Origin of the sequence: Buttiauxella sp. WJP83 (assembly GCF_027594725.1) — a bacterium.
GTDB classification, from domain to species: domain Bacteria; phylum Pseudomonadota; class Gammaproteobacteria; order Enterobacterales; family Enterobacteriaceae; genus Buttiauxella; species Buttiauxella selenatireducens.
Window position 1 is genome coordinate 208,823 of the sequence record NZ_CP110080.1, and the last position, 26,314, is coordinate 235,136.

22 protein-coding genes and 1 pseudogene are annotated in these 26,314 nt (G+C 49.2%); 12 read left to right on the plus strand and 11 right to left on the minus strand.

The window, feature by feature from the left end:
- The first annotated feature begins 45 nt into the window (after positions 1–45).
- The 3 genes from OH773_RS00910 to OH773_RS00920 are packed head-to-tail and all read left to right on the plus strand — an operon-like array spanning position 46 to position 3,547.
- A complete protein-coding gene (locus OH773_RS00910) occupies positions 46–690 on the plus strand; it encodes a YjbF family lipoprotein (protein ID WP_270142206.1) in 645 nt (214 codons plus the stop codon).
- Positions 690–1,439 carry a capsule biosynthesis GfcC family protein gene (locus OH773_RS00915; RefSeq protein WP_270142208.1) on the plus strand — a complete coding sequence of 250 codons (750 nt, stop codon included), beginning with the start codon at positions 690–692 and terminating at the stop codon, positions 1,437–1,439. Before OH773_RS00910 ends, OH773_RS00915 begins: the two co-directional genes overlap by 1 nt.
- Complete coding sequence (locus OH773_RS00920) at positions 1,436–3,547, plus strand: YjbH domain-containing protein (protein WP_270142210.1); 2,112 nt, start codon at positions 1,436–1,438, stop codon at positions 3,545–3,547. The genes OH773_RS00915 and OH773_RS00920 overlap by 4 nt, the downstream gene beginning before the upstream one ends.
- Before the next feature lie 84 nt (positions 3,548–3,631).
- Here OH773_RS00920 and OH773_RS00925 read toward each other — a convergent pair whose 3' ends face one another.
- Entirely contained in the window at positions 3,632–5,419 is a 1,788-nt protein-coding gene (locus tag OH773_RS00925) for a methyl-accepting chemotaxis protein (protein WP_270142212.1), read from the minus strand.
- Positions 5,420–5,751: 332 nt separating this feature from the next.
- Entirely contained in the window at positions 5,752–6,201 is a 450-nt protein-coding gene (locus OH773_RS00930) for a winged helix-turn-helix domain-containing protein (RefSeq protein WP_183272213.1), read from the minus strand.
- 675 nt (positions 6,202–6,876) lie between these two features.
- On the opposite strand from OH773_RS00930, the gene OH773_RS00935 reads away from it, so the two are divergent.
- The 3 genes from OH773_RS00935 (at position 6,877) to OH773_RS00945 (ending at position 9,550) form a co-directional block, all read left to right on the plus strand.
- Positions 6,877–7,674 (plus strand): winged helix-turn-helix domain-containing protein, encoded by a 798-nt coding sequence (locus OH773_RS00935; protein ID WP_270142216.1) that lies wholly within the window; start codon positions 6,877–6,879, stop codon positions 7,672–7,674.
- Positions 7,664–8,152 carry a hypothetical protein gene (locus tag OH773_RS00940; protein ID WP_270142218.1) on the plus strand — a complete coding sequence of 163 codons (489 nt, stop codon included), beginning with the start codon at positions 7,664–7,666 and terminating at the stop codon, positions 8,150–8,152. Before OH773_RS00935 ends, OH773_RS00940 begins: the two co-directional genes overlap by 11 nt.
- A 318-nt stretch (positions 8,153–8,470) precedes the next feature.
- Positions 8,471–9,550: a type I restriction endonuclease gene (locus tag OH773_RS00945; RefSeq protein ID WP_270142221.1), complete on the plus strand. Its 1,080-nt coding sequence runs from the start codon at positions 8,471–8,473 to the stop codon at positions 9,548–9,550.
- 45 nt (positions 9,551–9,595) lie between these two features.
- On the opposite strand, the gene OH773_RS00950 is transcribed toward OH773_RS00945, so the two are convergent.
- On the minus strand, positions 9,596–10,465 hold the full coding sequence (locus OH773_RS00950; RefSeq protein WP_270142223.1) for an ROK family protein: 870 nt from the start codon (positions 10,463–10,465) through the stop codon (positions 9,596–9,598).
- A gap of 322 nt (positions 10,466–10,787) precedes the next feature.
- Between OH773_RS00950 and exaC the strand changes: the two genes are divergently transcribed.
- Positions 10,788–12,326 carry an acetaldehyde dehydrogenase ExaC gene (gene exaC, locus OH773_RS00955; protein ID WP_183272220.1) on the plus strand — a complete coding sequence of 513 codons (1,539 nt, stop codon included), beginning with the start codon at positions 10,788–10,790 and terminating at the stop codon, positions 12,324–12,326.
- A 49-nt stretch (positions 12,327–12,375) separates the two neighbouring features.
- Here the strand turns inward: exaC and selB are convergent, their stop codons facing one another.
- Positions 12,376–14,220, minus strand: a complete 1,845-nt coding sequence (selB, locus tag OH773_RS00960) for a selenocysteine-specific translation elongation factor (protein ID WP_270142225.1) — start codon at positions 14,218–14,220, stop codon at positions 12,376–12,378.
- A complete protein-coding gene (gene selA, locus OH773_RS00965) occupies positions 14,220–15,605 on the minus strand; it encodes an L-seryl-tRNA(Sec) selenium transferase (protein ID WP_270142227.1) in 1,386 nt (461 codons plus the stop codon). Before selA ends, selB begins: the two co-directional genes overlap by 1 nt.
- A gap of 224 nt (positions 15,606–15,829) precedes the next feature.
- Here selA and OH773_RS00970 point away from each other — a divergent pair, with 224 nt between their 5' ends.
- Complete coding sequence (locus OH773_RS00970) at positions 15,830–16,183, plus strand: hypothetical protein (RefSeq protein WP_270142229.1); 354 nt, start codon at positions 15,830–15,832, stop codon at positions 16,181–16,183.
- 332 nt (positions 16,184–16,515) lie between these two features.
- On the opposite strand, the gene OH773_RS00975 is transcribed toward OH773_RS00970, so the two are convergent.
- From OH773_RS00975 to OH773_RS00990, 4 genes are all read right to left on the minus strand, one after another.
- Positions 16,516–17,340 carry a DUF4225 domain-containing protein gene (locus OH773_RS00975; RefSeq protein WP_270142231.1) on the minus strand — a complete coding sequence of 275 codons (825 nt, stop codon included), beginning with the start codon at positions 17,338–17,340 and terminating at the stop codon, positions 16,516–16,518.
- A 1-nt stretch (position 17,341) separates the two neighbouring features.
- Complete coding sequence (locus OH773_RS00980) at positions 17,342–17,821, minus strand: Hcp family type VI secretion system effector (protein WP_270142233.1); 480 nt, start codon at positions 17,819–17,821, stop codon at positions 17,342–17,344.
- Between the two features lie 190 nt (positions 17,822–18,011).
- The gene (locus OH773_RS00985; protein ID WP_270142235.1) at positions 18,012–18,620 is read right to left on the minus strand and encodes a glutathione S-transferase; all 609 of its coding nucleotides are present in this window, start codon (positions 18,618–18,620) and stop codon (positions 18,012–18,014) included.
- 74 nt (positions 18,621–18,694) lie between these two features.
- Entirely contained in the window at positions 18,695–18,955 is a 261-nt protein-coding gene (locus OH773_RS00990) for a hypothetical protein (protein WP_270142238.1), read from the minus strand.
- Between the two features lie 579 nt (positions 18,956–19,534).
- On the opposite strand from OH773_RS00990, the gene OH773_RS00995 reads away from it, so the two are divergent.
- The 4 genes and pseudogenes from OH773_RS00995 to OH773_RS01010 all read left to right on the plus strand — a co-directional run bounded on the left by OH773_RS00995 (position 19,535) and on the right by OH773_RS01010 (position 23,845).
- Positions 19,535–21,454: a PTS mannitol transporter subunit IICBA gene (locus OH773_RS00995; RefSeq protein WP_183272229.1), complete on the plus strand. Its 1,920-nt coding sequence runs from the start codon at positions 19,535–19,537 to the stop codon at positions 21,452–21,454.
- A gap of 204 nt (positions 21,455–21,658) precedes the next feature.
- Positions 21,659–22,804 (plus strand): mannitol-1-phosphate 5-dehydrogenase, encoded by a 1,146-nt coding sequence (gene mtlD / locus OH773_RS01000; protein WP_270142240.1) that lies wholly within the window; start codon positions 21,659–21,661, stop codon positions 22,802–22,804.
- Between the two features lie 36 nt (positions 22,805–22,840).
- A pseudogene (locus OH773_RS01005) lies at positions 22,841–23,408 on the plus strand (MltR family transcriptional regulator); the annotation flags it as partial.
- A gap of 74 nt (positions 23,409–23,482) precedes the next feature.
- The gene (locus OH773_RS01010; protein WP_270142242.1) at positions 23,483–23,845 is read left to right on the plus strand and encodes a YibL family ribosome-associated protein; all 363 of its coding nucleotides are present in this window, start codon (positions 23,483–23,485) and stop codon (positions 23,843–23,845) included.
- Positions 23,846–23,944: 99 nt separating this feature from the next.
- On the opposite strand, the gene ghrB is transcribed toward OH773_RS01010, so the two are convergent.
- On the minus strand, positions 23,945–24,919 hold the full coding sequence (ghrB, locus tag OH773_RS01015; protein ID WP_270142244.1) for a glyoxylate/hydroxypyruvate reductase GhrB: 975 nt from the start codon (positions 24,917–24,919) through the stop codon (positions 23,945–23,947).
- Positions 24,920–24,985: 66 nt separating this feature from the next.
- Positions 24,986–26,269 carry an MFS transporter gene (locus OH773_RS01020; RefSeq protein ID WP_183272235.1) on the minus strand — a complete coding sequence of 428 codons (1,284 nt, stop codon included), beginning with the start codon at positions 26,267–26,269 and terminating at the stop codon, positions 24,986–24,988.
- Between the last annotated feature and the right edge of the window lie 45 nt (positions 26,270–26,314).

The window sequence follows — 26,314 nt, forward strand, 5'->3', positions numbered from 1 at the left end:
GGTGCTTCTGGGGCCCCATTTTTTTGCCAGCTTACGGCTCTTAATATGTATAAAAAAATATGCCTGGCCGGCGCGGTTATTTTACTCAGCGCCTGCAGCCAATATCGCCCTGGTATTGTTTCACAAACTATTTCACAAACCTTTTCTTCGCAGGATGCGAAAATCGATAGCAGTAAAGTTAGCAGCGTTCCCTATGCGTCTATGTCCCTTAAAGTAGATGACGGCCCGTTAGCCTTTATCGTGCTGGCGTGGAATGAAAACCATATTCAGAAGTGGCTCACCGCCGATTCAAAAATGGTCGCCACGCAAAATGGCCGCATTATTAAAACCATCGGTTTTCCGGATAACCTGCTGACGTTCGAAAGCAGCACTCCCGATCCATTAGCCAATCCGTTAACCATTCATGAAGGGCAACAGTGGAAAGCACAAACGCAATGGAAGAGTGATTCTTTCCATGCGGCTTCAGTGACTTCACGCTTCCATTGGGCAGGCACGCAAGATTTCACCATTGTTGGTAACACCCGCAATTATCGTCTGCTGGAAGAACAGGTTTCTTCTGACGTTGATGGTGCCACTTATACCCAACAATACTGGGTCGATGCGCAAACCGGGCAGGTGGTTCACACCGAACAAACCCTGCATCCTCATGGCCCGGTGTGGTCCCTCACTTTACTGAAACCCTATTCCTGATGATGAAACCATTCTTGCTTACCGCCACCTTGTTGGCGGTAGCCCCGCTGAGTTACAGCCAGGGGCGGGTTACCCTTATTTGTCAGCCCGTATGTTCCCCCGCCAATGTGAATGCCAACGACCTGAGTGAACTGGTCACAAGCTCTGCACTGCCTGCCAATATCGACTGGCGCACCGCGAAGATTTCAACCCCTGCGAGCGATGCTGAACAGCAGCAACGCCAGCAGCAGATTGTCGCAAAGCTTGCAGCACTCGGTAATCAGTTGCAGCAGCAGGGCGATTATCTCCAGGCTCAACGCGTTAACGTTTTGCGCCAGCGAATCAATGAATGGAAAGCGGTCGGTGCTTATCCACTCTCTCTGGACCCGGATGTTGTGCGTCTGAAATCTGAGTATTCACCGAAGCTTGCGGGCGCGTATCGCCTCTACGTTACAAATGTGCCGAAGCGTGACCTGACGTTATGGAACAGTTCGCGAACTGCCGTTACCTGGGTTGCAGGTAAACAGACCGCTGCTTATGTTGCGATTGACCAGCAACAGTCCGGTATCGATGCGGACACCGTGACGGTGATTGCGCCAGACGGCACCACCGAAACCGTCCCCACGGGTTACTGGAATCGTCGTTACCATGAGCCACAGCCCGGCAGTCAGATTTGGTTGAACCTGCAAACGTCTGCATTACCGCAAGGTTATCAGGCGCTTAACCAGGAGATTATCCACTTGCTTACACAACGGACTGTCGCGCAATGAAACTCACTACACTCAGTTCTATGATTGCGCTGTCTCTTGGTGGTTTCAGCCACGTGGCCAGTGCTGACTGGGGCACGCCGCTATATACCCCGTACGTCACCCCTTCACAGTCAGATTTTGGTGGTGTCGGCTTATTACAGATGCCCACCGCGCGTATGGCCCCTTCTGGTGAATTCAACGTGAACTACCGGGACAATGACCAATACCGTTTCTGGTCGTTAACTCTGCAGTTGATGCCGTGGCTGGAAAGCACCATCCGTTATACCGACGTGCGTACTCGCCGTTACGGTGCGGAAGATTTCAGCGGCGACCAGACCTATAAAGATAAAGCTATCGATCTGAAAGCCCGCCTGTGGCAGGAAACCCGCTGGACGCCGGATATCTCGCTAGGATTCAGAGATATCGGCGGTACCGGTTTGTTCGACAGCGAATATCTTGTGGCGACGAAAGCGGCAGGGCCGTTTGATTTCACGCTCGGGATGGGCTGGGGCTATGTTGGCAACAGCGGCAATATCACTAACCCATTCTGCAAAGCCAGCGAAGGTTTTTGCCAGCGCGAGGAAGGTTACAGTGGCAGTGGCGGTAAGGTGGATGCAGATCGTTTCTTCCACGGCCCAGCAGCATTGTTCGGTGGCGTGGAATACCAGACGCCGTGGCAGCCATTGCGTTTTAAAGTGGAATACGACGGGAATAATTACCGCGACGATCGCGCGGGTAAGTTGGCACAAGATAGTCCGATTAACGTTGGGATGTTGTACCGCCTGGGTGACTGGGGCGATCTGAATCTGGGTTATGAGCGTGGCAACACGATGACCTTCGGCTTCACACTGGTCACCAATTTTGAGGCGCTGCGCAGTCCGGCACAAAAACCTACTCGTCCTGTTTATGCGCCAGCCACGCAAGCCGCAGATTTTGACCCGCACACGGCGGATGCCCAGCTTAATGCGCTGCGCGACAATGCCGGTTTATCATCGCCTTCCATCCAGCGGGCAGGGGATACGGTGTATGTCTCCGGTGAGCAAACCGATTACCGTGTTCGCGAGGAAGGGATTGAGCGCGCTAACCGCATCGTGATGAATAATCTGCCGGAAGGCACGCGTCAGATTGTGGTGACTGAAAACAGCGAACGTCTGCCGATGATCAGCCATCGCAGCGATGTGGCGTCGCTTGACCAGGCGTTTAGCGGGGTACCACTCGGTGCGCCTGAGCCTGGCAACATCGATATCCATCAGGAGCCACAGCAGCCATCGCATATGCAGGCTGGCTACGCCGAGAAGCAATCTTCTCTGAGCTTCGACTGGTCGCCGATCTTAAATCAGTCATTCGGCGGGCCTGAATCGTTCTATATGTATCAGTTTGCGCTGAGCGGCAGTGTTGATTACCAACTGACCGATAACTGGACAATTGGCGGCGTGGCGTGGCTTAACGTGTACAACAACTACGACAAGTTCAACTTCACCGCTCCTCCGCCTGACAGCCATATTCCACAGGTGCGTACCCATATTCGTGAGTATGTCGATAGTAGCGACCTGTACCTGAATAACCTGCAACTCACGCGTATTGGCGCACTGGGTGATGGTTGGTACATGCAGAACTACGGCGGCTATCTGGAGATGATGTTTGCCGGGGTGGGGAGCGAAGTGCTGTACCGTCCGCTGGATCAACAGTGGGCCGTGGGTGCCGATCTGAACTGGGTTAAACAGCGTGACTGGAATGACCCGATGAGAATGGCCGACTACAGCGTTACCACCGGGAATGTGACGGGTTACTGGCAGCCGTGGTTTGCCGATGATTTCCTGCTGAAAGTGAGTGTCGGGCGCTATCTGGCTGGCGATAAAGGCGGCACGCTGGATATTTCTCGCCGTTTCTCAAGCGGGATTACCGCTGGCGCATACGCTACATTGACCAATGTGTCGTCTCACGATTACGGCGAAGGGAGCTTCACCAAAGGGTTCTACATCTCGATTCCACTGGATTTGCTGAGCACGCGACCGACGAACACCGAGGCCGGTTTCAACTGGGTGCCGTTGACGCGTGACGGCGGCCAGCCATTGCAGAAACGTTACTCGCTGTACGGCTTCACGGAGGCGCGCGGCGCGCAGTATTAAGTGTTGCCTTCCATGGCTATTTTTTATGGTTATTAAGGGCGGTTTACCGCCCATTTCCCTGGTCGTTGGCACAACAAAAAATCGTTAAAATTCTACCCAGCTGTCTTTACTGTTCGCTGCCGTTTTTCTGGCTGGTTTTGGCTGAGTGTGATGGGGGGCAGAAGGGCGAATGTCTGCCGCCTCCGTTTGGGTTTTTGAAACCCGAAATATCGACACCACTTTCTCCAACTGCACCGCCTGATCTTCAAGCGAGCTTGCGGCAGCGGAAGATTCTTCGACTAATGCCGCATTCTGTTGGGTTGTTGTATCCATTTCTGCCATCGCTTGCGCAATCTGCGAAATCCCTCGGCTTTGTTCATCGGTCGCCGCCGCAATTTCACTCATGATATCTCTCACCTGGATAACGGACGTTTCAATGTTTTCCATGGCGACACCTGCACCTTCCACCAGACGGAACCCTGAATCGACGTAAGAAACTGATTCGTGAATCAAGGTTTCAATCTCTTTTGCTGACTGCGCACTACGCTGCGCCAGGTTACGCACTTCACCGGCCACTACGGCAAAACCTTTCCCCTGATCTCCCGCTCGTGCTGCTTCAACGGCGGCATTCAACGCCAGAATATTGGTCTGGAATGCGATGCTGTTGATGACAGTCGTGATTTCCGAAATACGGTGCGAGCTGCTCTGCACGTTTTTCATCGTGTCGATGACCATCTTAGAAATCTGACTTCCTTCATTGGCTTTTTGCGAGGCGGCTTCCGCTAACTGGCGCGCATGTTTGGCATTTTCGGCATTCAGGGCGACGGTGGATGTCAGCTCTTCCATGCTGGCGGCGGTTTCCACCACGGCGGCAGATTGCTGCTCGGTACGGGCGGATAAATCCATATTACCGGCAGCAATTTCAGACGATGAGCGCGCCACGCTGTCGACGCCATCACGCACGTTATGAATAATATCTTTCAAATTGTTGTTCATCGTAGCGACAGCCTGCATCAGCAGACCCGGCTCATCACGACGGACACTTTCCAGCGTGCTGGTGAGATCCCCTTTGGCAATTTGCTCGGCAACCTGCAACGTTTCAATCAATGGGCGAGTAATAGAACGGGTGATCACGAAGGCCATCAATATGCCGATAATAATCCCGATAAGCGCGACGATTTCCATCTGCAACTCGGCATTCAATACGCCTTTCTCAGCCGTTTTTTGTTGTAGCGTAAATTGATTTGTGACCGCACTCGTTAACTCCACCGCGCGCGCAGTTAAGTTGTTCGATGCCGTGTTAACCGTATTCCATGAGGTACGATAGATCGGCATTTCCGCAGCAAAACCGTGCATCTCCTGCATACTTTTTTGCAGCCAGTCGTGTTGTATCGCCGGAAGCACCGCTAACATTTGTTCGGCGCTGGTCATGGCATTTTCCAGACGCCCATCGAGGGCTTTTTGACTCTGTTCTGTTGGGTTTTCTTTATAATCGTTCAGCGCGGAGTCGATATCGTTGAACATAAAAGCGAGCTGTGAAAGCTGGGTTTGCTGATCGTCATTCAGCGTATTGTCACGGCTCAGTCGATCGGCAACTAAAGATTTGTTATAGAGATCTTTCGAATTCAGCAGTTGAACATCTTTCTCTTTTTGACTTAACGCATCAACAAAAGGGCGGGTTGCCGCGATATAGTTTTTAACCGCTTTTTCAGTGACGACCAGTGACTGCATCCCTTCAGTTGACCAGCTAAGATGCTTCATTTGGCTAACAATGGCATCCATGCGCGCCAGTGCGCTTTTATTTTGCTCAAGGTATTTTGCATTATGGGTGTATTGGTAATTGGTACGGCCCAGTCTGGCGGCTGAAAGTGAGTTAAATAATTGTGTGCTCATCGACATTTTATTAATTTTATCTTGCACGTTTTTTAAACCGACGATGCCCGATATAACGATAGCAACAGTAACCAATAAAACCACTGTAAAACCGAAGGAAAGCTTTTTACTCACTTTTAAATTTGAAAAATAGTTTTTTACACTCATCGTTATATTCCGTTTCGGCGTGAAGCCCAGGTGAGCTAAAGGATGAAAGGCATGGCTAACATCTTATAAGCACCCTCAAGTGTGATGATAAATATGCTGCTTATATTTATTCATCATGTTTATTGAAGGTGCTTATAAAAAGGCCCTGGGCATACTATGCCCAGGGCAAGAGATTCTGAGGCGACTCAATCTCCCAGAATATTAACTAACTTCACTCTCTCCTTTGTTTGCTCAGAATTAGGCAGGAGATCACTAATCCTGTAATAGACTGGCGTGATATCAAGGTAGTTAATAATGTAGCCACAGCCCTTGATGTTACGAATAAAGTCGGCAGGTAAGCCCAACGTGTTAAGTTTCTTATTAAGGTTGTGGAGTACCTGCCACAAACGTTGTGATGAAGAACTGAGGTCATTATTTTCCCACACGTTCTTGAACAGTTCTTCTTTGGTCACTTCTCTATTACGGGCATGCTTTAGCAGATATAAAAATAACTGCAACATAGTCTCATTAAATGAAATTGTGCCGAAAATAAAATTTTTATTAGCTCGGGTAGAAGGAAGACGATACATCCGCCCAGTTTCTACATCAAAATGAATTTCTTTGCCGATAATAAAGCCATATAAATGATAGCTCATGTCTTTCATGCTCATAGGTAATAGCAATGGCCATAGTATTGCCGAACATATATATTTCTTATAAGCCACAAACTTTATAAGGACGATTATATGTGGGCAGAAAATACTTTCAACATCGAGTCAGACCTGCGTTTTTTAGCCCTTAAAATGGGTCCGGTGAAGCGTAACGAGTTGCCTGAGTGAAATTTTCAGCATAAAGTTTCGATAAAGAGTGGGTGGTTAATTATTTATACTGGTTTTTGCCATACCGCCATAGCTCAATGTGAAACACCAAATTTCTGTTTTAAACAGAGAGTTCAACTGGATAACCCGATACAGATCTGTTTTTACTGGATTATCTGTGCTGAATTAAGCTTTGAATGCTATTGCGTCTCTGCTCCCTTCCTTCCAGTCAATTACCTTAATCAAGATTGACGTTGACCATTCGTTTAACCAATACATCTGCCGAAGGATGAATCTCATCATAAAGGCTCCGGATGCAATGAGGAGTGATGTTATGTGATTTATACTGATTCAGAGTCCTGAGTTTTTACTCTTGTCAGCGTGCATGCGGTACAGGATGTAATCTGTAGTTTATTGATTATAAAAAAGAAAAAATATGATTAAGATTTTTTTGATTTTACAGGTTGTGGTCGGCGAGACAATAACGCCCGCACTTTCGTTATATGGAGCTCAATGATGAGACGCGTTTTCCTGATCAACGGCACTCTTGTTTTTGATCCGGATGAACACAGCCTTCGTCCCGTGCAAGGCCATGACGGAAGAGCTGTTGTTATCCACACGCCTGCGAGCGAATGTTTACTGAAGCTGCTTGAGTATAATAATCAGGTGCTAACGCAGAAGTTTTTGTTCGAAGAGGTGTGGGAAAAACACGGTTCAGTGGTCACGACGAATACGCTTTACCAGAATATTGCGTCAATCAGGAAAGGGCTCAAATCAGCGGGTCTTGCTGAAGACATCATCAAAACAATGCCAAAGATGGGGTTTAAGTCGATAGCCGTATTGCGCGTAGGCGCTCCCAAAGATTTTTTATCTGCTTCAGAAACTCAGCCAGAAGTATTCACAAACATACCTGCCAGCATGGTTGAGAATAAAAAAACACCTGGTCGTTTTGCGCGCTTTATAGGTTCCAAATGGTCCTTTATATTTGCAGGCCTTCTTGCCGTACTTTGCTGGGGCATGCTTGTTATAAACCTGATAAAAGAAGACTCATTTTACAAAAACTATAGCTACATCGGCTTGGTTAACGGCTGTGAACTTTATTCTTCTTATCCTGGTGTAGATACCAGCACAAACAGTTTTGTCGCCATGAATAAACGTTATCCTCTGGTTTGCAACATGGGCAGCGTCGTTTATATGACGATAAATCGCCTGCAGGAAGGCTCATCCGTTCAGCTATGTAATAAGAAAATAGAAATCCGTGACGCGCACTGCAAATCCTACTTTTTCAAAAGAGGTGCCTATGAACAATAAAAAATTAGGTGTTATCTGGGTAGGCATTTTGTCAATGATTATTATCCCATTGCTATCTATTGCGTATATTCATTACGATGAAAATCACTTCTCCTGTGAAAGTCAGTTAATCCTTATTGGTAAGGATGACCATTATAATTCGATTATGCATTATACCTTCGCGGATGGTTTCGGGAATTTTGAAAGTTTGGGGTCATTCCATCGTAGTAATAATCCCCCAGTGTCTCGCACCAATAATTTCCCCTTCAAATATTGGAAGGAGCAAGGCGACACGATTATGATTGCTGACGATAGCAGCGATCCGCCGGAAGACATGAAGCAACTTTTCACCTTCTTGCCTGACTTTTTTTATACTAAAGATCGCGGGCTGCGCGTGCATATCTTGCGTGAAAATGACTCGGGATATCTCTTTACCGACAATAACTCGCCTCTGTTTTACTGTACCCGTATACCTGCGCGCTCCCTCAATCCGAATTAATATGCACCTTACTGTAGCGCCGCTTCCATGCGGCAGGTTTCGCTCAATGAGCTGGAGCCGCAATCAACATTTTCTCTGCACTGTGCTCGCGCTATGCATATGAGGTGTGCGGTCGATATGTTCAGCTTAGCGAAGGGAAAATAACGCACCATGTGAGAAAAGCGACAATCGCAGGGACCCTGGAAATGAGTTTTCTGAAATTTTGAGTTAAAACTGGAAGTTGCAAGTGTGCCTGTATTAATTTCTTTGGTGGACTTCAAGTTTTTTTCCTTTCGCATCATGGACTATCTATAAACTCATACAAAAGAGGTAGATGTGATGGATTTTATGGAAAAATTAAACACCCTTTCAGCAAAAATAAAGCAGCAAGCTGGTGCGATTCAAACGGAAGAAGCAACGAAAACCGCTTTTGTTATGCCGTTCATCCATAACGTACTTGGATACGATGTGTTTGATCCAACTGAAGTTGTTCCTGAATTTATCTGCGATGTAGGTACTAAAAAAGGCGAAAAGATTGACTATGCCATCTTTAAAAATGGTGAAGTGCAGATTCTGATCGAGTGCAAAAAAATTGGTGACTCTCTAAATCTAAATCATGCCTCACAATTGTTCAGATATTTTCACGTGACAAATGCTCGTATTTCTATATTAACAAATGGGCAGGTGTATAAGTTTTTCACCGACTTAGATTCGCCTAATAAAATGGATGAGAAGCCATTCCTTGAATTTGATTTGTTAGATATTGATGAATATGTCCTTCCTGAATTACGCAAGCTTACGAAATCTGCATTTGATGTCGATTCTATTATTAATGCTGCTGGTGAATTAAAGTATGTCAGCCAAATTAAGCGGCTGATTGCATCACAATTCACTATACCAGACGAGGATTTTGTAAAATTTTTCGCATCACGTGTTTATGATGGAATTCTTACGCAAAAAGTTAAGGATTCATTTACAGAGCTAACCCATAAAGCAACGAGCCAATTCTTAAACGATCAGGTAAATGAGCGATTGAAATCAGCGATGAGCGGGGGACAACTACCTGTCATTTCTTCCGATGTCTCTGTAGAACAAGGTCAAAGTGAACCAACAACTACTGAAGAAAGTGAAATCAAAACAACGTTAGAAGAGTTAGAAGGCTATCATATTGTAAAAGCCATTGTACGAACGGTGGTGGATGCCAATCGAATCAGTCAGCGAGACACAAAGAGTTATTTTGGTATTCTACTTGATGACAATAATAGAAAACCAATTTGCAGATTGCACTTCAATCGCAGCCAAAAATATCTTGGCATTTTTGATAGTGAAAAGAATGAAACTCGCCATCCCATAGAAACACTGGATGATATATACCTACATGCGGATATATTGAAAGCGACCGCGAATTTATACGAGTAACAAGTGTATTGAATGATTGCCTCTTATTAAAAAGAGGCAATCATATTACAGCTGCTTCGCCAGCCACACCGCGCCTAGCATTCCTGCTTTATTGCCCAGCTTGCAGGGGCGAATCGGGACTTTCAGCACATCCCAGAATTTAAACCCTTCGAGATGACGCTCCAGCATCGGGTACAGCATTGGCTGGGTGCTGACGCCACCGCCGAGCAAAATAGCTTGCGGGTCAAACAGCGATACCACGCTATAAATTCCACGCGCCAGGTATTTCACCCAGTTGTCGATAACGCCCTGAATATGCAGGTCTGTTTCGGCGCGGGCAAAAATATCCTGGCCGCGAATTTTCTCTTCGGCGGGGATGTTCATTTCGCGGCGGCATGCGTCCATCAGCCCTTTAGCTGAAGCCAGTTTGTGCATGTCTTCGCCATATTTGCCCACCGGCAGCACACCAAATTCGCCCGCGCGGAAGTGCGAACCCCGCATTAATTCGCGGTTTACGATAATACCGCCGCCAATACCGGTGCCAATGGTGATGCAGACCAGTGACTCATATTCATTACCTGCGCCCAGCCACATTTCACCGAGTGCGGCGCAGTTGGCATCATTTTCAACGGTAATTGGAAGGTCAGTTAATGCGCCGAAAATCTCCAGCAGATTGCTGCCATCAAGAAACTCGAGCGCGCCAGCCTTGGGGACATTTCCGGTATGAGGGTTGATGTATCCGGGGAAACTGATGGCTATACCGGCAATTTCATTATGCTGCCGATAGCCTGCTACCACACTTTGCCAGGCATCAAGAAACAGCTGCTTGTCATAGTGCGTGTCATATTCTTCGGCAATCAGAACCTCCCCTTCTTCTGTGAACAAACCGTGCTTAACATGGGTACCGCCTACATCGAAGCCAATAAACAGGCGCATCAGCATTCCTCTTATACCCATAATCTTTCAAGTTGCAGGTGCGTTAGCGGCACTCGCTCACCCGAATCACTTACTCCAGTAAGCTCATCGGGATTTACTCGTTTGCTGCCTTCCTGCACCTCGAAATCTTTAGGGTCTAATAAATGGATAAATGGAAAAAAGGGAATCATTAAGTATGTCTCAAATCATTCTGCCTGCTGGTTGATTACTCCGAATCATTCGATGATTAATCCGTGACCTGTGTCGTAAAGCCTTCAAACATTGGCGAAGAAACCACCACTGGCGACTACGCTTGAGTGTGCAAACCGACAAGGAGAAACACATGACAAATAATCCTCCAGATACCCGAATCATCCCCGGCGAGTATGGTTTTCCGCTCAAACTTAAACCGCGTTACGACAACTTTATCGGTGGCCAGTGGGTTCCACCGGTCGAAGGACAATACTACGAAAACCTGACGCCGGTGACGGGCCAACCGCTGTGTGAGATTGCCAGTTCCAGCAAAGGCGATATCGATTTAGCGTTGGATGCGGCGCATGAAGCAAAAGCAGGTTGGGGCGGAATGTCCGTTCAGGAACGCGCCAATATTCTGTTTAAAATTGCCGATCGTATGGAGCAAAACATCGAGTTGCTCGCGGCGGCGGAAACCTGGGATAACGGCAAGCCGATCCGCGAAACCAGCGGTGCTGACGTACCATTAGCTATCGACCATTTCCGCTATTTTGCATCCTGTATTCGTGCACAAGAAGGCGGGATCAGTGAAGTTGATGGCGATACCGTGGCGTATCACTTCCACGAACCGCTTGGCGTGGTGGCGCAGATTATTCCGTGGAACTTCCCGCTGCTGATGGCGAGCTGGAAAATGGCTCCGGCGCTGGCGGCAGGTAACTGCATCGTGCTGAAACCGGCGCGTCTTACCCCGCTTTCCGTATTGTTGTTGATGGAGCTGGTGGGAGATTTACTACCGCCGGGCGTCATCAACGTGGTGAATGGTGCAGGTGGTGAAATTGGTGAATACCTGGCAACGTCAAAACGCATCGCCAAAGTGGCGTTCACCGGCTCCACTGAAGTCGGCCAACAGATCATGCAGTACGCGACCCAGAATATTATTCCGGTGACGCTGGAGTTGGGCGGTAAATCCCCGAACATCTTCTTTGCTGATGTGATGGACGAAGAGGACGCATTCTTCGACAAGGCGCTGGAAGGTTTCGCGCTATTTGCCTTTAACCAGGGCGAAGTGTGTACTTGCCCGAGCCGCGCGCTGGTGCAGGAATCCATTTACGAACGTTTTATGGAACGTGCGATTCGCCGCGTGGAATCTATCCGCAGCGGCAACCCGTTGGACTCCCGGACACAAATGGGGGCGCAGGTTTCACAAGGGCAGATGGAAACTATCCTGAACTACATTGATATCGGCAAAAAAGAGGGCGCAGATGTGCTCACCGGCGGGCGTCGTAAAGCGCTGGAAGGTGACCTGAAAGCCGGTTATTACCTTGAGCCGACGATTCTGTTTGGTAAAAATAACATGCGTGTTTTCCAGGAAGAGATCTTCGGCCCTGTACTTGCGGTGACGACCTTCAAAACCATGGAAGAGGCGCTTGAGCTGGCGAACGATACGGAATATGGGCTGGGTGCGGGCGTCTGGAGCCGTAACGGTAATCTGGCGTACAAAATGGGCCGTGGCATCCAGGCGGGTCGCGTGTGGACGAACTGCTATCACGCTTATCCGGCGCATGCCGCATTTGGCGGCTACAAACAATCGGGTATTGGGCGCGAAACGCATAAAATGATGCTGGAGCATTACCAGCAAACGAAATGTTTGCTGGTGAGTTATTCCGATAAGCCGTTAGGGCTGTTCTGACGGGTTGGAAAACGAATCAGGGGTGCAATCGCACCCCTGTTAGCTCTTACTACTCAACCATAAACAACGCTTTATCTCGCAGCAGATGGTCATTACCCCGACGGCGGGTAAAACCAATGCGGTCAAAGTATTCAAGAATTTGTACCGCGAGTTTACGCCCCACGCCCAGGGAATCGCGGAAATCCGCTGCACTGGTGGCGCCTTGTGTTTGATCTAATTCACGGATCAAATTGGCGAAAACCTGAATCCGATCATTTCGATAATAACGATCTTTTATGATCGCCGTGACCAGCCCAAGCTGTGCAGCAAAGCGCAGCAACTGGCGCATTGCCTGTTCATCTTGCTGCGTTTCTCGCGCCAAATCGCGTACCCACCACGGCTCATCACCAAACAGCGCATCGACTTTTTGCCAGATTTCCTGTTGCTCGACAGAAAAACCCGGTTTGTGGTCGGGCAGATGTAGCCAACCCTGGCGGCTCGCGAGCAACCCTTCCTGACGCATTTTTTCTATTAACGCCAGAACCAACGGCTCGTCTTCACCTGGCAACGCCATGCGACGCAGGCGCTCGCGGCCAGGGCCGGGTTGGTCGTCATGCTGCTGATGATAACGCTCGAGTGTGTCGAGCAATTTCTGTTTCCAGCGCGCCGCCATTTCGTCGCTGAGCAGATTGTTGCCCGCGCGCAGAGAGTCGGTGTCGGCCAGCAATTCTTGCAAACCCTGAGCGGTCAATTGCCGTGCCCAGGCGAAGTCAGTGAGCGTGACGGCACTGCGCTGTAAGTGAATATCGAGCGCCTGTTGATCATTTTCAGCGAGTTTAAGCTGCTGCAACCATGCCAAAAATGCCGGCTGGCGTTTACCCCGGCGCGGTGCGTGCAAGAGTATGGCTCGCGCTCCACCCAGCGTGACCCGTGCACTGATATCGCGCAGCACCAGACGGTCGTTGTCGGCAAGCCACAGCGGGGCATCGAATACCAGTTCGGCGAGGTCGTCTTCCAGCAGCGAAATACGCCCGGTGACGTGGCTTGCGGCGGTGTGAATATGCAGCGGTTGCCATTGTTGCAGCGGTGCATGGCTTTGCAATTGAACAATCACGCGCTCAACGGGCTGGAGGGGTTTTTCCGCCAGTAACCAGTCGCCACGTTTGATATCCATTTTTTCGGCATCACCGCTAATGTTGAGTGCAATACGCTGCCCGGCACAGGCGGTATCCGTTTTGCTGTTTTGCGCGTGCAGACCGCGCACACGCATCGGTTTATCAGCACCCGTCAGCCATAACGAATCACCCACATTCACTTCGCCACTTAACGCAGTGCCGGTCACTACCAGGCCTGAACCTTTTACGGTAAAAGCACGGTCAATGGCGAGGCGAAAACGATGCTGACGCGGGTGTGCGCGCTCTGGCAATGTAAGTAAGTGCTCACGTAGTTCGTCAATACCGATACCGCTGGTGGCCGCGGTAACAAATACCGTCGCGTCTTGCCAACCGAATTCGCTGAGGGTGCCCATCACCGCTTCGCGTACCTCATCAATACGCGCAGCACTGACGCGGTCAGCTTTGGTTAACGCCACGGTCAGTGAAGGTTTCCCGGTTAATTGCAGAATGGCGAGGTGCTCGCGGGTTTGCGCCATCACACCGTCATCGCAAGCGACCACTAACAGCGCATGGTCGATACCGCCTACGCCAGCCAGCATATTGGCGAGGAATTTTTCATGGCCTGGCACATCGATAAAACCGGGAATGCGACCATCCGGTTGCGGCCAGTAGGCGTAACCGAGATCGATGGTCATGCCGCGTTTTTTTTCTTCCGGCAAACGGTCAGCGTTTACGCCGGTTATGGCTTGCAGCAGTGTCGTTTTGCCGTGGTCAACGTGCCCGGCGGTAGCAATAATCATCAGTTCAGGCTCTCCATGAAACTCGCTTCATCTTCCAGACAGCGCAAATCCAGCCATAAACGCCCATCGCTGATGCGACCAATTATCGGCGTGGATGAATCGCGCAGGCTTTCTACCAGCATACTTAACGTGGTGCCGCGCCCATCTTTTGGCTTGAAAGTCAGCGCCGCGCTGGGTAAGCGGTCAACCGGCAGCGAGCCGCTGCCAATTTGCGATAAACAATCTTCGACCTGCACCGTAAACTGCGTACCATATTTTTCCTGCAGCGCAGGTAACAGGCGATGGGCTTGCGCGGAGATGTCAGCTGCATTGCGGGTCAGCAGGCGCAATGTCGGTAATCTTTCGACCAGTGTTTCGGGATGTTGATACAGACGCAGTGTGGCTTCCAGTGCGGCGAGTGTCATTTTGTCAGCGCGCAACGCCCGTTTGAGCGGATGCTGCTGAATACGGGCAATCAGCTCTTTTTTGCCCACGATAATGCCTGCTTGTGGCCCACCGAGAAGTTTATCGCCGGAGAAACTCACCAGGCTCACGCCTGCCGCAATCAGTTGCTGCGGCATCGGCTCTTCCGGCAATCCCCACTGGCTAAGATCAACCAGCGAGCCGCTGCCGAGGTCTGTTACGACCGGAATATTCAACTCATTGCCAAGCGTGACCAGCTCGGCTTCGTCGACCGCTTTGGTGAAGCCTGCAACCTGGTAATTGCTGGTGTGGACTTTCATCAATAGCGCCGTGTTTTCACCGGCGGCCTGGCGGTAATCTTTCAGGTGCGTGCGGTTGGTGGTGCCGACTTCAACTAATTGGCAGCCCGCCTGACGCATCACGTCCGGGATACGGAATGCCCCGCCGATTTCCACCAGTTCACCACGTGATACCACCACTTCTTGACCATTGGCACAGGCCGCCAGCATCAACAGTACTGCCGCCGCGTTGTTATTGACGATGCAGGCATCTTCAGCACCGGTCAGCTCACAAAGCAGGGAGGCCAGCGCTTTATCACGATGCCCACGTTCCGCACCATGTAAGTCATATTCCAACGTTACGGGATGGCGCATGACCTGAGTGACGGCTTCAATCGCCGCTTGCGACTGCAACGCCCGCCCGAGGTTCGTGTGCAGTACGGTGCCAGTCAGGTTAAACACCGGCAGCAGCGCGCTGCGCTGGTGGGATTCCAGCCGTATCTGCACCTGTGCAGCCCAATCGTTATTCCAGGATGGCAGAGTTTCCTGCGTACGGATGTGTTCGCGCGCTATTTCCAGCATCTCACGCAGGGTATTGACCACCTGAGTGTGGCCGAATTTGTGCAGCAAGGCGTTGAATGAGGCGTCACGTAACAATTTGTCGATCGCCGGAAGATGGCTGTACAAGGTGCGATGGGGTGTCATAACAGGCCGCAGAGTGGTGAAATTTCGCGATAGTTTACAGGGGGAGCGGGCCCCCTGTCATGGCGAGAGATCATGCTGCTGGCGGTTCGGTGCGGTGAGGCTAACCTGACATATTTAATGTGAGTTTATTTTATTGGCATCTGTTTTTACGATATCGACTATTTCTATTAAAGGGGAAAGGCGCGTAGAATTATTGGACTGGTGTTTATATATTTGAGGTTCACATGGATGAAGAACAATTAATAAAGCTGATGAATGAGAATGGCTTTACAAAAAAGGAAATAGGCAAATTACTGCTTACCGCTGAAAAGTATCCAGCAACCCTGGAGTGGGTTTTGCGCGAGTTTGCACGCCATTTTAAACCTTTCGTAATTACTTTATTTATTGTTAGTGCTTTATGTTGTATACCAATATTCTCATCAGAAAATGATGCTGCAATTGGTTTTATTTTATTCACAATATATGCATTCATAATTTTTGTTGCATATAGAATGTATTCTGTTAATTATATGTTCAAATGTCACAAACTTGTGAAAGTGCTAAAACGTAAATATAAAGAGGCCGAAAGCGATGAGTGAATATATTGTCGCAGCATGCTATTTAATTTTTTCACTTTCTGGGTTGTTTGTTGTCATTAAATTAAAGCACCTTTTTTCTGGCCGAAAGCTTAATTCGATAAAATTCCTTATCTTTCTGTTAGTCACCTCTTTTTTTGGTGTAATCCACTTCAGTATACTGGAAAAGGGAGTCAGTGTATTATTTACTGTCGTAAATCCATGGGTCGAAGGTAATACGATTGTGCGAAGTATTGCCACCATTTTTCTGTTTGTACATGCTTTTATTAGTCCATCAAAAGATGAAAACAAAAGGCACAAATAATCGAACGGGTGATTATTTGTGCCTCTTATATTTACATTGACTTTGCCGTATTTGAAGCGGATAAAGCAGTCTTGCCGTCCACGAAAACCTCCAAATACAATGCGGGACGAGTCATAGTTTGATAGCCTCTCAAAAAATCATTATTAAGATAGTGAAACAGCCTCCAGGCGTCGGGTTTGAGGACATTTTTAAGCAAGCCATATCCAGAAAGAGCAATATCAACGCCGGCATAGACCAGATCGCCATGTGCTTTTGTGTATCCCAGTGCAACGGCACCTTTCTCATACCATTCGCTCACAAACCACTTATAATTCGGATCGTTACGGAATAATGACATTGAATTTTCCGCGATAGAATTTATCCCATGTATTGCAAGAACCAGTCCGGCTGTCATTGACGCAACCCCGACGACACAACCGACTAAGGTTGCACAGGATGTCAATCCTGCTCCTACCATTCCCAGACCCGCCAGAACTTGGCCAACACCACCAAGAATAAAAGCCCCTTTAACAACATATGACCAGAAATTATTTTCTTGTTTAATTTCTATTGTTATATTCTGTGAGACTTTCTTTTGCCTGATGAGATTTTCCTGATGGATAAGGTAAGATCGCTCTTCTTTCAGGTGAGTCATGGCCTCTTTTTTGCTGGTTTCAGGATAGCTACCACTTAATATCTCCATTTTATTTTCAATAAAAACAGTAATGTTATTTATAAAATCTATTCGTAATCTATTATTATTGATGAGTTGTGAAGCGGTTAATGCACTTTCTTTTAGCATTCTTGCTTCAAGCCCACCCATAACGAGATAATAATCATTTGTTTTGTCTGCTTCACTGCTAAATAAAACGTCCATATTAAAATATCCTGTCTTCCCATAGGCTATAACTGGATGTCCCCGCTAAAACATGTTCCCAGGTTATGCTTTCATATCTTAAAGAAATAGTCTCTATAGGTTGGGCGTCGTTGTGAGTCAATGAATTTGGAGAAACGAAACTGATATCGCCAATGGTCGCCTTAATTAATTTAATACGATAAAACAGAGTTTGAATACCAGATCTATCTGTTCTGTACGCTTCAAATATTGCCTCCAGTTTCTCATTGTTGGATATGGCAGAAGCTAATAATGGAGATGATTTATCGATCGGTTTTTTGAACGTTATCGATTGATGATTAACGTTTTGTTCACGGGAAATAGCATGAGAAAGCTCGTAAATCAGTATTTGATCGCGATGGGATGCCTGATAAGCATTGCCGATTGAATCATAAGAAGAACAGCCGCCTGATATCAAGCCTTGCTGTTCTCCGGTTAAAGAGAGATAAATATTATTTGCCATAATAGTTGATCCTTTAATAGTTTTTTCTCAGATTATTTAATTCCTTTTTTACTCTGTTAAAAAGCAAAGGGTGATGTTTTTTTATAAAATGTCCGAAATCTGACTTTTTATTAATGCGGGGAATTTGAGAGGGGATATTTAATATCCAACCTCCTCGCCGTACAGCCAGGAGGTTATATTAATGGCAAACTTATGCCGTTGGCGGTTCGGTGCGGGCAAAACTTTCACGTTCGAATAGTTTTTCTACCAGTTTCACCAGATGCGGGCGGTCAACACACCAGCCGGGAGAAACGCGGCGGAAATTGAGATAACCCACTGCGCATGCTACGGCGATTGTCGCGACGCAAATGTTTTCCGCGTTCAGTTTCTTATCTGCAGCGTATTGTTCAAGCATCGTCAGGCTACGGCTGATTTTCTCACGCTGGCGGAGCAGTTCGACTTCTGATTGCTGCTCAACAGGGCGTTGGCGCTCGCGTACGGAAACCAGCGCTGCGTCCATAATGCCGTCGGCAAGGGCTTCCATTTGGCGCATTTGCAACGCGGCGTGAGGGTCACGCGGGATGAAGGCAGGGGCAATATCCAAAAGTTCGAGATACTCCGCAATAATAGGGGAGTCGAACCAGTACTCGCCGTCGTCGGTGATTAACGCGGGTACTTTACCCAAAGGGTTGTAATGCGGAGTGATGCTTTCTGTTACCCACGGGTTGTCGTTAACAAACTCAAATATGATGCCTTTTTCCAGCAGGATGACAGAGATTTTGCGCACATACGGGCTGGTGTAATTACCAATCAGTTTCATTACATCGTCCATTTTTAATTAACAAAATCTAAGTATGGATCAGGATGCCTGAAAAGGTAGTGCGCTTAAAAAAGTCAGGATTTTCTAAAGCATAGCGCGGCAATAAATGCCCATAGAGAAATGAGCAGCAGTAGCGGGTAGAGAACCAGCAGGTCAACGCGGATGCAGGTGCTGTCACAGGTTAAACGGAAGAAAATAGTGAATTCATAAATGCCATAGATAAGCCATGCCAGGGCCGCAATAAACGAGGCGCGTTTCGGGTGAATTCGCCACAACACAAAGAATAACAATGCGGCGACAAACGCAATCCAGGGGAAGCGGATGAGTAAATCCATGCTCGTATCTCTTAGGTAAAGAGCACTTTGTTACACGCTTTGTATAAAAGATAAACCATGAAAATTGGGTGAATTGATAATAATCAAGTGAGTTTATTATTTGATTTTTGATCGGATGAGTCTGATGGCCTGGCTTTAAAGAGTGAGTTACGTCGCATTTCGTCGCCTGCCGCTGCGCTGTAATTTTCTGACAAAACGAAATGCACAAGCAGGCCTGGATGTCCCTGGATCACAAACGGGAAAATAGACGTAAAATACTTTGTGAGCTTGGTCACATATAAATAACAAAGTGATGAGATGAAAATGTGATTTTAGTCACACACAAGCGTCAATCATGGGCAAAAAACCACGACTGTCTTTTTTTTACACACCAATAATGTGATCAGGATCGCCTGATCACGGTTCGCCATACCCCACATTTAGTGATCTGTGTCACATAAAACCCCGTGCACTGGACAGCTTTACGATCACGTGCCAGATTCGCTTCACTTAGAGCATCTGGCAGCACTGCTTGCCACCACATTAACAATAATCCTCGGGCTGCTTTTCCAGCACGTGAACACAATAAGGGGTGTGCGTATGTCATCCGATATCAAGATCAGAGTGCAAAGCTTTGGTCGCTTCCTGAGTAACATGGTAATGCCAAACATCGGCGCATTTATCGCCTGGGGTATTATCACCGCTTTGTTTATTCCAACCGGATGGCTGCCAAACGAGACGCTGGCGAAACTGGTCGGCCCGATGATTACCTATCTGCTGCCGCTGCTCATCGGTTATACCGGTGGTCGCTTAATTGGTGGTGACCGTGGTGGTGTGGTCGGTGCCATTACTACCATGGGTGTTATCGTCGGTGCGGATATGCCGATGTTCCTCGGTGCGATGATTGCAGGTCCTCTGGGTGGCTGGGCAATTAAACATTTCGACGCATGGGTCGATGGCAAAATCAAATCCGGCTTTGAAATGCTGGTGAACAACTTCTCCGCTGGCATCATCGGTATGATCCTGGCGATTCTGGCGTTCATGGGTATCGGCCCTGCGGTTGAAGTCCTGTCCAAAGTTCTGGCGGCGGGCGTTAACTTCATGGTTGTCCATGACATGCTGCCGCTGGCATCTATCTTCGTAGAACCGGCGAAAATCCTGTTCCTGAACAACGCAATCAACCACGGTATCTTCTCACCGCTGGGTATTCAGCAATCCCACGAACTGGGCAAATCAATCTTCTTCCTGATTGAAGCAAACCCAGGTCCGGGTATGGGCGTGCTGATGGCGTACATGTTCTTCGGTCGCGGTAATGCTAAGCAGTCTGCGGGCGGCGCGGCAATCATCCACTTCCTGGGCGGTATCCACGAAATTTACTTCCCGTATGTTCTGATGAACCCACGTCTGATCCTGGCCGTAATCCTCGGCGGTATGACTGGTGTGTTCACTCTGACTATCCTGAACGGCGGCCTGGTTTCTCCGGCATCTCCGGGTTCCATCCTGGCGGTTCTGGCGATGACGCCAAAAGGTGCTTACTTCGCAAACATTGCAGCGATTGTGGCGGCAACGGCGGTTTCCTTCGTGGTTTCAGCGATTCTGCTGAAAACCAGCAAAGTGAAAGAAGAAGACGATATCGAAGCAGCGGCTCGCCGTATGGCTGAGATGAAAGCGGAATCCAAAGGCGGCGCTGCGCCACTGGCGGTCGGTGCGGGTCTGTCTAACGACCTGAGCCACGTACGCAAAATCATCGTTGCGTGTGATGCTGGTATGGGTTCAAGTGCAATGGGTGCTGGCGTGCTGCGTAAGAAAGTTAACGACGCAGGCCTGAAGAATATCTCCGTAACTAACTGTGCAATCAACAGCTTGCCGGATGATGTCGACCTGGTGATTACGCACCGTGACCTGACAGAACGTGCGATGCGCCAGGTTCCACAGGCACAGCATATTTCCCTGACTAACTTCCTCGACAGCAGCCTGTACGCCAACCTGACCGAGCGTCTGGTGGCTTCTCATAACCTGAGTGAGAAAGAAGTGAAGGTCATGACGAGCCTGGAAGACAGCTTCGTCCCAAGCGAAGAAGGGCTGTTCCGTCTGGGCGCAGGTAACGTGTTCCTCGGCTTGACTGCTGCGACAAAAGAAGAAGCGATTCGCTTTGCCGGTGAGCAGTTGGTGAACGGGGGTTACGTGCAGCCTGAGTATGTGGATGCGATGTTTGAACGTGAAAAACTGACCCCAACCTATCTGGGCGAAGGTATCGCGGTTCCACACGGTACGGTTGAAGCGAAAGACCGTGTACTGAAAACCGGCGTTGTATTCTGCCAGTATCCACACGGTGTTCACTTCGGTGAAGAGTCTGATGATATTGCCCGTCTGGTTATCGGTATTGCCGCTCGTAATAACGAACACATCCAGGTTATCACCAGCCTGACCAACGCGCTGGATGATGAGTCAGTGATTGAGCGTCTGGCGAATACGACCAGTGTTCAGGAAGTGCTCGACCTGCTGGCAGGTAAGAAGTAAGGAGTGGTGCGGGTGGCTTCGGTCGCCCTCACCCCGGCCCTCTCCCCCAGGAGAGGGAGTAAAGCAAGTCCCCTTTCGCAGGAGAGGGTGAAAAACGAATAATCCCCTCTCCCTCAGGGAGAGGGTTAGGGTGAGGGTGGTCAGTACCACAAGCCTCCTCACCCTAACCCTCTCGGGTGATTCAAATTTAAGAAGGTAAACGACATGAAAGCATTACATTTTGGCGCAGGTAATATCGGACGTGGCTTTATCGGTAAACTGTTGGCAGATGCCGGTATCCAACTGACCTTTGCGGACGTCAATCAAACCGTACTGGATGCGCTGAACGAGCGTCATAGCTACCAGGTTCATGTGGTAGGTGAGCAAAAGCAAATCGATACCGTTTCTAATGTGAATGCCGTCAGCAGCATCGGCGACGACGTTGTCACGCTGATTGCCGAGGTTGACCTGGTCACTACGGCTGTCGGGCCTGTCGTTCTGGAGCGTATCGCGCCAGCTGTGGCAAAAGGTCTGGTTTTGCGTCGTACCAATGGCAATGAAAAATCTCTGAATATTATCGCGTGTGAGAACATGGTGCGTGGCACCAGCCAGCTTAAAGCCCATGTCATGAAGGCGCTTTCTGAGGATGATCAGGCTTGGGTTGAGCAGCACGTTGGTTTCGTGGATTCCGCCGTTGACCGCATTGTCCCTCCTTCAGAATCTGCTACTAACGATCCGCTTGAAGTTACCGTTGAAACATTCAGCGAGTGGATTGTTGATAAAACTCAGTTCAAAGGTGACCTGCCGAACATTCCTGGCATGGAACTTACTGATAATCTAATGGCGTTTGTTGAACGTAAGCTCTTCACGCTGAATACCGGTCATGCTATAACCGCGTACCTTGGTCAGCTTGCGGGCCATCAGACCATTCGCGATGCGATTCTGGATGAGAAAATCCGGGCTGTGGTGAAAGGGGCGATGGACGAAAGCGGCGCGGTGTTGATCAAACGCTATGGCTTTGACGCCGACAAACATGCGGCGTATATCCAGAAAATCCTGGGTCGTTTCGAAAACCCATATCTGAAAGATGATGTGGAACGCGTGGGTCGCCAACCTTTGCGTAAATTAAGTGCGGGCGACCGTCTGATTAAACCGTTGTTGGGCACTATCGAATACGGTTTACCGCACCTGAACCTGGTCAAAGGGATTGCGGCGGCGATGCATTATCGCAGCGAGCAAGATCCGCAAGCGCAGGAACTGGAGCAGTTGCTGGCTGAAAAAGGCCCACAGGCTACGCTTGCTGAAATATCTGGCCTTGATGCAAATAGCGATGTTGTCGCACAAGCAGTGAATGCCTATAACGGCAAATAGTGATGTAAAGCGGGTGCAGTAGCAGTCGACGCTGCACCCAATAATACTTTTAGTGATGTAGGCAACGATGGAAGAAACCCAGGCCTTTGAAAACCGTGTGCTTGAGCGTCTTAATGCTGGCAAAACCGTACGCAGCCTGCTCATTGCCGCTGTTGAGCTTCTCACCGAAGCGGTTAATATCCTGGTGCTTCAGGTATTCCGTAAAGACGACTATGCGGTGAAATATGCCGTTGAGCCGTTACTGGATGGTGATGGCCCATTAGGTGACCTTTCCGTCCGTCTCAAACTTATTTACGGTCTTGGCGTACTCAATCGTACGGAATACGAAGATTGCGAGCTGTTGATGGCCCTGCGTGAAGAACTCAATCACGACGGCAACGACTACACGTTTACCGACGATGAGATGCTTGGCCCATTTGGTGAATTGCATTGCGTTTCAGCGCTACCGCCGACGCCAAAGTTTGTTGATGGCAGCGATCCTGAGCTGTTCATCATGCAAAAACAGCGTTATCAGCAAATCGTTCGTTCAACGATGGTGCTTTCCCTGACCGAGCTGATCTCACGGATCAGCTTAAAAAAAGCCTTCCAGAAGCCATCTCGATAGCAGTCCCTTTTCGCCCTCTTACGCCGAATGGTGTATCCTTGCCAGCAATGAAAGTTATTCACGGTTAATCAAAAATGAAAGAAATCGAAAAAGCAGAAATCAAACGCCTGAGCGATCGTCTCGACGCTATCCGTCACGAGATGCCTGAATTGCATCTGATCAATGACGCTGAGAAGTATGTTGAGCTGGAAAAAGAGAAAGCGAAGCTGGAAATCGAGATTGTTCGCCTGCAAGCGGTGCGCAACCAGAAGCTGAGCAAAGAAGCGCAAAAGCTGATGGCACTGCCGTACAAGCGCCCAATTACCAAGAAAGAACAGGCCGACATGGGCAAGCTGAAAAAAGCGGTGCGCGGTCTGGTTATTGTCCATCCGATGACGGCGTTAGGCCGTGAGATGGACCTCGAAGAGATGACCGGTTTCTCTAAGACCGATTTCTAATCGTTCTGCGGTGTACCAGGGCGGAAAGCGTCAATGCCTTCCGCCTGTTAAGTTTTTTGCGAAGCCCCTCCAGATATTTTTCCCCGCAGGCTTTAAGACTTACTTCAATACCTGCGGGTTCACGCAATTCTCTTTCACTTTTCCACTCAGCGCAGCAATCAAATTATCTACCGCGCAGGCGGCCATGTTGTAGCGGGTTTCGTGTGTTGCAGAACCAATATGCGGCAGTGCCACGACATTCGGCAGACTGAGAAGCGGCGAGTCAACCGGTAGCGGTTCTTTCTCAAAGACATCCAGACCCGCGGCGTGAATGGTGCCGTCTTCCAGTGCCTGAATTAACGCTTTTTCATCAACAACAGGGCCGCGTCCGGCATTGATTAAAATGGCAGAAGACTTCATTTTTGCCAGTTGCTCTGCGCCAATCAGATGATGCGTTTCATCGGTCAACGGAAGAGAAATACAGACGAAATCAGATTCGGCCAGCAGGGTATCCAGGTCGCAATAGCGGGCGTTAAAGCGATCTTCCGCTTCCTGGTGATGGCGACGGGCGTTATACAAGATTGGCATGTTGAAGCCGAAGTGTGCGCGTTGTGCCAGCGCCAGACCAATGCGGCCCATACCCAGAATACCTAACGTTTTATGGTGCACATCGATACCAAACCAATCCGCTCCGATGCTGCCTTTCCACTCGCCAATCTTCACTCGTTCTGCCACTTCCACTGCCCGGCGAGCTGTCGCCAGCACCAGCGTCATCATGGTATCAGCGACGGTTTCAGTCAGGACCGTTGGCGTGTGCATCAGCACAATCTGGCGTTGAGTGAGTGCATCAACATCAAAGTTGTCGTAACCCACGGAAACGGTAGAGGCGGCGCGCAGTTTCGGTGTGTGTTCCAGAAACGCTTTATCGACTTTCTCGCTGGAACCCAGAATTCCTTCCGCTTCGGCAAATGTCTGCGCATTTTGCCTGATGGTCTCCGGGCTTAAATCTTTCAACTGAGTGACGGTAAAGTGGCTTTCAAGACGGGCAAGCAGGTCGTCAGGTAGGGTTTTGTAGAGGATGACGGGCGGCTTCATGGCGTTCTCCGATAAGCAGTTAAAAACAGTAACAGTCAGGCGGCATAACGGCCGCCTGACTCGAGATTAGGCGTGGTGTGCTCCCACCGGAACGTGCTGGTTTATCGCCGGTTTTACGATCAGAGTTAGCCACACAGAGGCGAGCAATGCTACCCCCATAAAAACGTAGGAAGCGGATGGGCTGCCTGTTGCGCCGTTCAGGTAGCCAACAAACCAGGAGCCAACAAAGGAACCCAATGCACCCATGCTGTTAATTAATGCCATTGCGCCACCGGCGACGTTGCGGGGCAGCATTTCGGGGATAATTGCAAAGAACGGACCGTAAGGGGCGTACATTGCGGCACCGGCAATCACGAGCAGGGTGTAGGAAACCCAGAAATGGTCAGCGCCGACCAGCCAGGAGCCGAGGAATGCCATGGCACCAATCAGCAGCAGAGGCCAGACGAACAGCTTACGGTTCTGCATTTTGTCTGAGGCCCAGGACACCACAATCATCGCGATAGTGGCTGCCAGATACGGAACCGATGACAGCCAACCGACTTCCACCATTCCCATGCCAGCCGCCCCAGCGCCACGGATGATAGAGGGCAACCATAAAACGAAGCCATATACGCCGATGCTCCAGCAGAAATATTGCATACACAGCAGCACAACATTGCGCGAGCGGAATGCTTCGCTGTAGTTACGCACCGCTTTAATTCCTTGCTGCTCTTTTTCGAGCTGGGCCTGCAACGCGGCTTTTTCGTCTTCAGACAACCAGCCAACCTGCGCAGGTTTATCTTTTACCAGTACCCACCAGGCAAAGGCCCAGATAACCGCTGGAATGCCTTCGAAGATAAACATTTCGCGCCAGCCGAATGCCTGAATCAGGTAACCTGAAACCACCGACATCCACAGTACCGTGACCGGATTACCGAGGATTAAGAAGGTGTTAGCTCTTGAACGCTCGGATTTAGTGAACCAGTTGCTGATGTAAATCAGCATCGCTGGCATCACGGCGGCTTCCACCACGCCGAGGATAAAGCGAATGGCAGCCAGTGCTGGAATATTGCTGACCATGCCAGTTAACGACGCGCAGCCGCCCCACAAAATCAGGCAGACGAAGATAAGTTTGCGCACGCTTCGACGTTCGGCATACATCGCACCAGGGATCTGGAAGAAGAAATACCCCAGGAAAAACAATGCCCCAAGCAACGACGAGATCCCTTTGGTGATGCCCAGGTCGTCATTAATACCTGCGGCGGAGGCAAAACTAAAGTTGGCACGATCGAGATACGCCAGGCTGTACGTGATGAACACGATTGGCATGATGTACCACCAACGTTTTGGCGCAATAGTATGGGTTTTCATAGGCTAGCCTCTATGTTGAGGAGAGTCGCATCGTGCTGAGTGTAG

Excerpts from the sequence above, each read along its gene's own strand:
- OH773_RS00910 (WP_270142206.1), top strand. The coding sequence starts at position 46 with ATGTATAAAAAAATATGCCTGGCCGGCGCGGTTATTTTACTCAGCGCC.
- OH773_RS00915 (WP_270142208.1), top strand. The coding sequence starts at position 690 with ATGATGAAACCATTCTTGCTTACCGCCACCTTGTTGGCGGTAGCCCCG.
- OH773_RS00920 (WP_270142210.1), top strand. The coding sequence starts at position 1,436 with ATGAAACTCACTACACTCAGTTCTATGATTGCGCTGTCTCTTGGTGGT.
- OH773_RS00925 (WP_270142212.1), bottom strand. The coding sequence starts at position 5,419 with ATGAGCACACAATTATTTAACTCACTTTCAGCCGCCAGACTGGGCCGT.
- OH773_RS00930 (WP_183272213.1), bottom strand. The coding sequence starts at position 6,201 with ATGAGCTATCATTTATATGGCTTTATTATCGGCAAAGAAATTCATTTT.
- OH773_RS00935 (WP_270142216.1), top strand. The coding sequence starts at position 6,877 with ATGATGAGACGCGTTTTCCTGATCAACGGCACTCTTGTTTTTGATCCG.
- OH773_RS00940 (WP_270142218.1), top strand. The coding sequence starts at position 7,664 with ATGAACAATAAAAAATTAGGTGTTATCTGGGTAGGCATTTTGTCAATG.
- OH773_RS00945 (WP_270142221.1), top strand. The coding sequence starts at position 8,471 with ATGGATTTTATGGAAAAATTAAACACCCTTTCAGCAAAAATAAAGCAG.
- OH773_RS00950 (WP_270142223.1), bottom strand. The coding sequence starts at position 10,465 with ATGCGCCTGTTTATTGGCTTCGATGTAGGCGGTACCCATGTTAAGCAC.
- exaC (WP_183272220.1), top strand. The coding sequence starts at position 10,788 with ATGACAAATAATCCTCCAGATACCCGAATCATCCCCGGCGAGTATGGT.
- selB (WP_270142225.1), bottom strand. The coding sequence starts at position 14,220 with ATGATTATTGCTACCGCCGGGCACGTTGACCACGGCAAAACGACACTG.
- selA (WP_270142227.1), bottom strand. The coding sequence starts at position 15,605 with ATGACACCCCATCGCACCTTGTACAGCCATCTTCCGGCGATCGACAAA.
- OH773_RS00970 (WP_270142229.1), top strand. The coding sequence starts at position 15,830 with ATGGATGAAGAACAATTAATAAAGCTGATGAATGAGAATGGCTTTACA.
- OH773_RS00975 (WP_270142231.1), bottom strand. The coding sequence starts at position 17,340 with ATGGACGTTTTATTTAGCAGTGAAGCAGACAAAACAAATGATTATTAT.
- OH773_RS00980 (WP_270142233.1), bottom strand. The coding sequence starts at position 17,821 with ATGGCAAATAATATTTATCTCTCTTTAACCGGAGAACAGCAAGGCTTG.
- OH773_RS00985 (WP_270142235.1), bottom strand. The coding sequence starts at position 18,620 with ATGAAACTGATTGGTAATTACACCAGCCCGTATGTGCGCAAAATCTCT.
- OH773_RS00990 (WP_270142238.1), bottom strand. The coding sequence starts at position 18,955 with ATGGATTTACTCATCCGCTTCCCCTGGATTGCGTTTGTCGCCGCATTG.
- OH773_RS00995 (WP_183272229.1), top strand. The coding sequence starts at position 19,535 with ATGTCATCCGATATCAAGATCAGAGTGCAAAGCTTTGGTCGCTTCCTG.
- mtlD (WP_270142240.1), top strand. The coding sequence starts at position 21,659 with ATGAAAGCATTACATTTTGGCGCAGGTAATATCGGACGTGGCTTTATC.
- OH773_RS01010 (WP_270142242.1), top strand. The coding sequence starts at position 23,483 with ATGAAAGAAATCGAAAAAGCAGAAATCAAACGCCTGAGCGATCGTCTC.
- ghrB (WP_270142244.1), bottom strand. The coding sequence starts at position 24,919 with ATGAAGCCGCCCGTCATCCTCTACAAAACCCTACCTGACGACCTGCTT.
- OH773_RS01020 (WP_183272235.1), bottom strand. The coding sequence starts at position 26,269 with ATGAAAACCCATACTATTGCGCCAAAACGTTGGTGGTACATCATGCCA.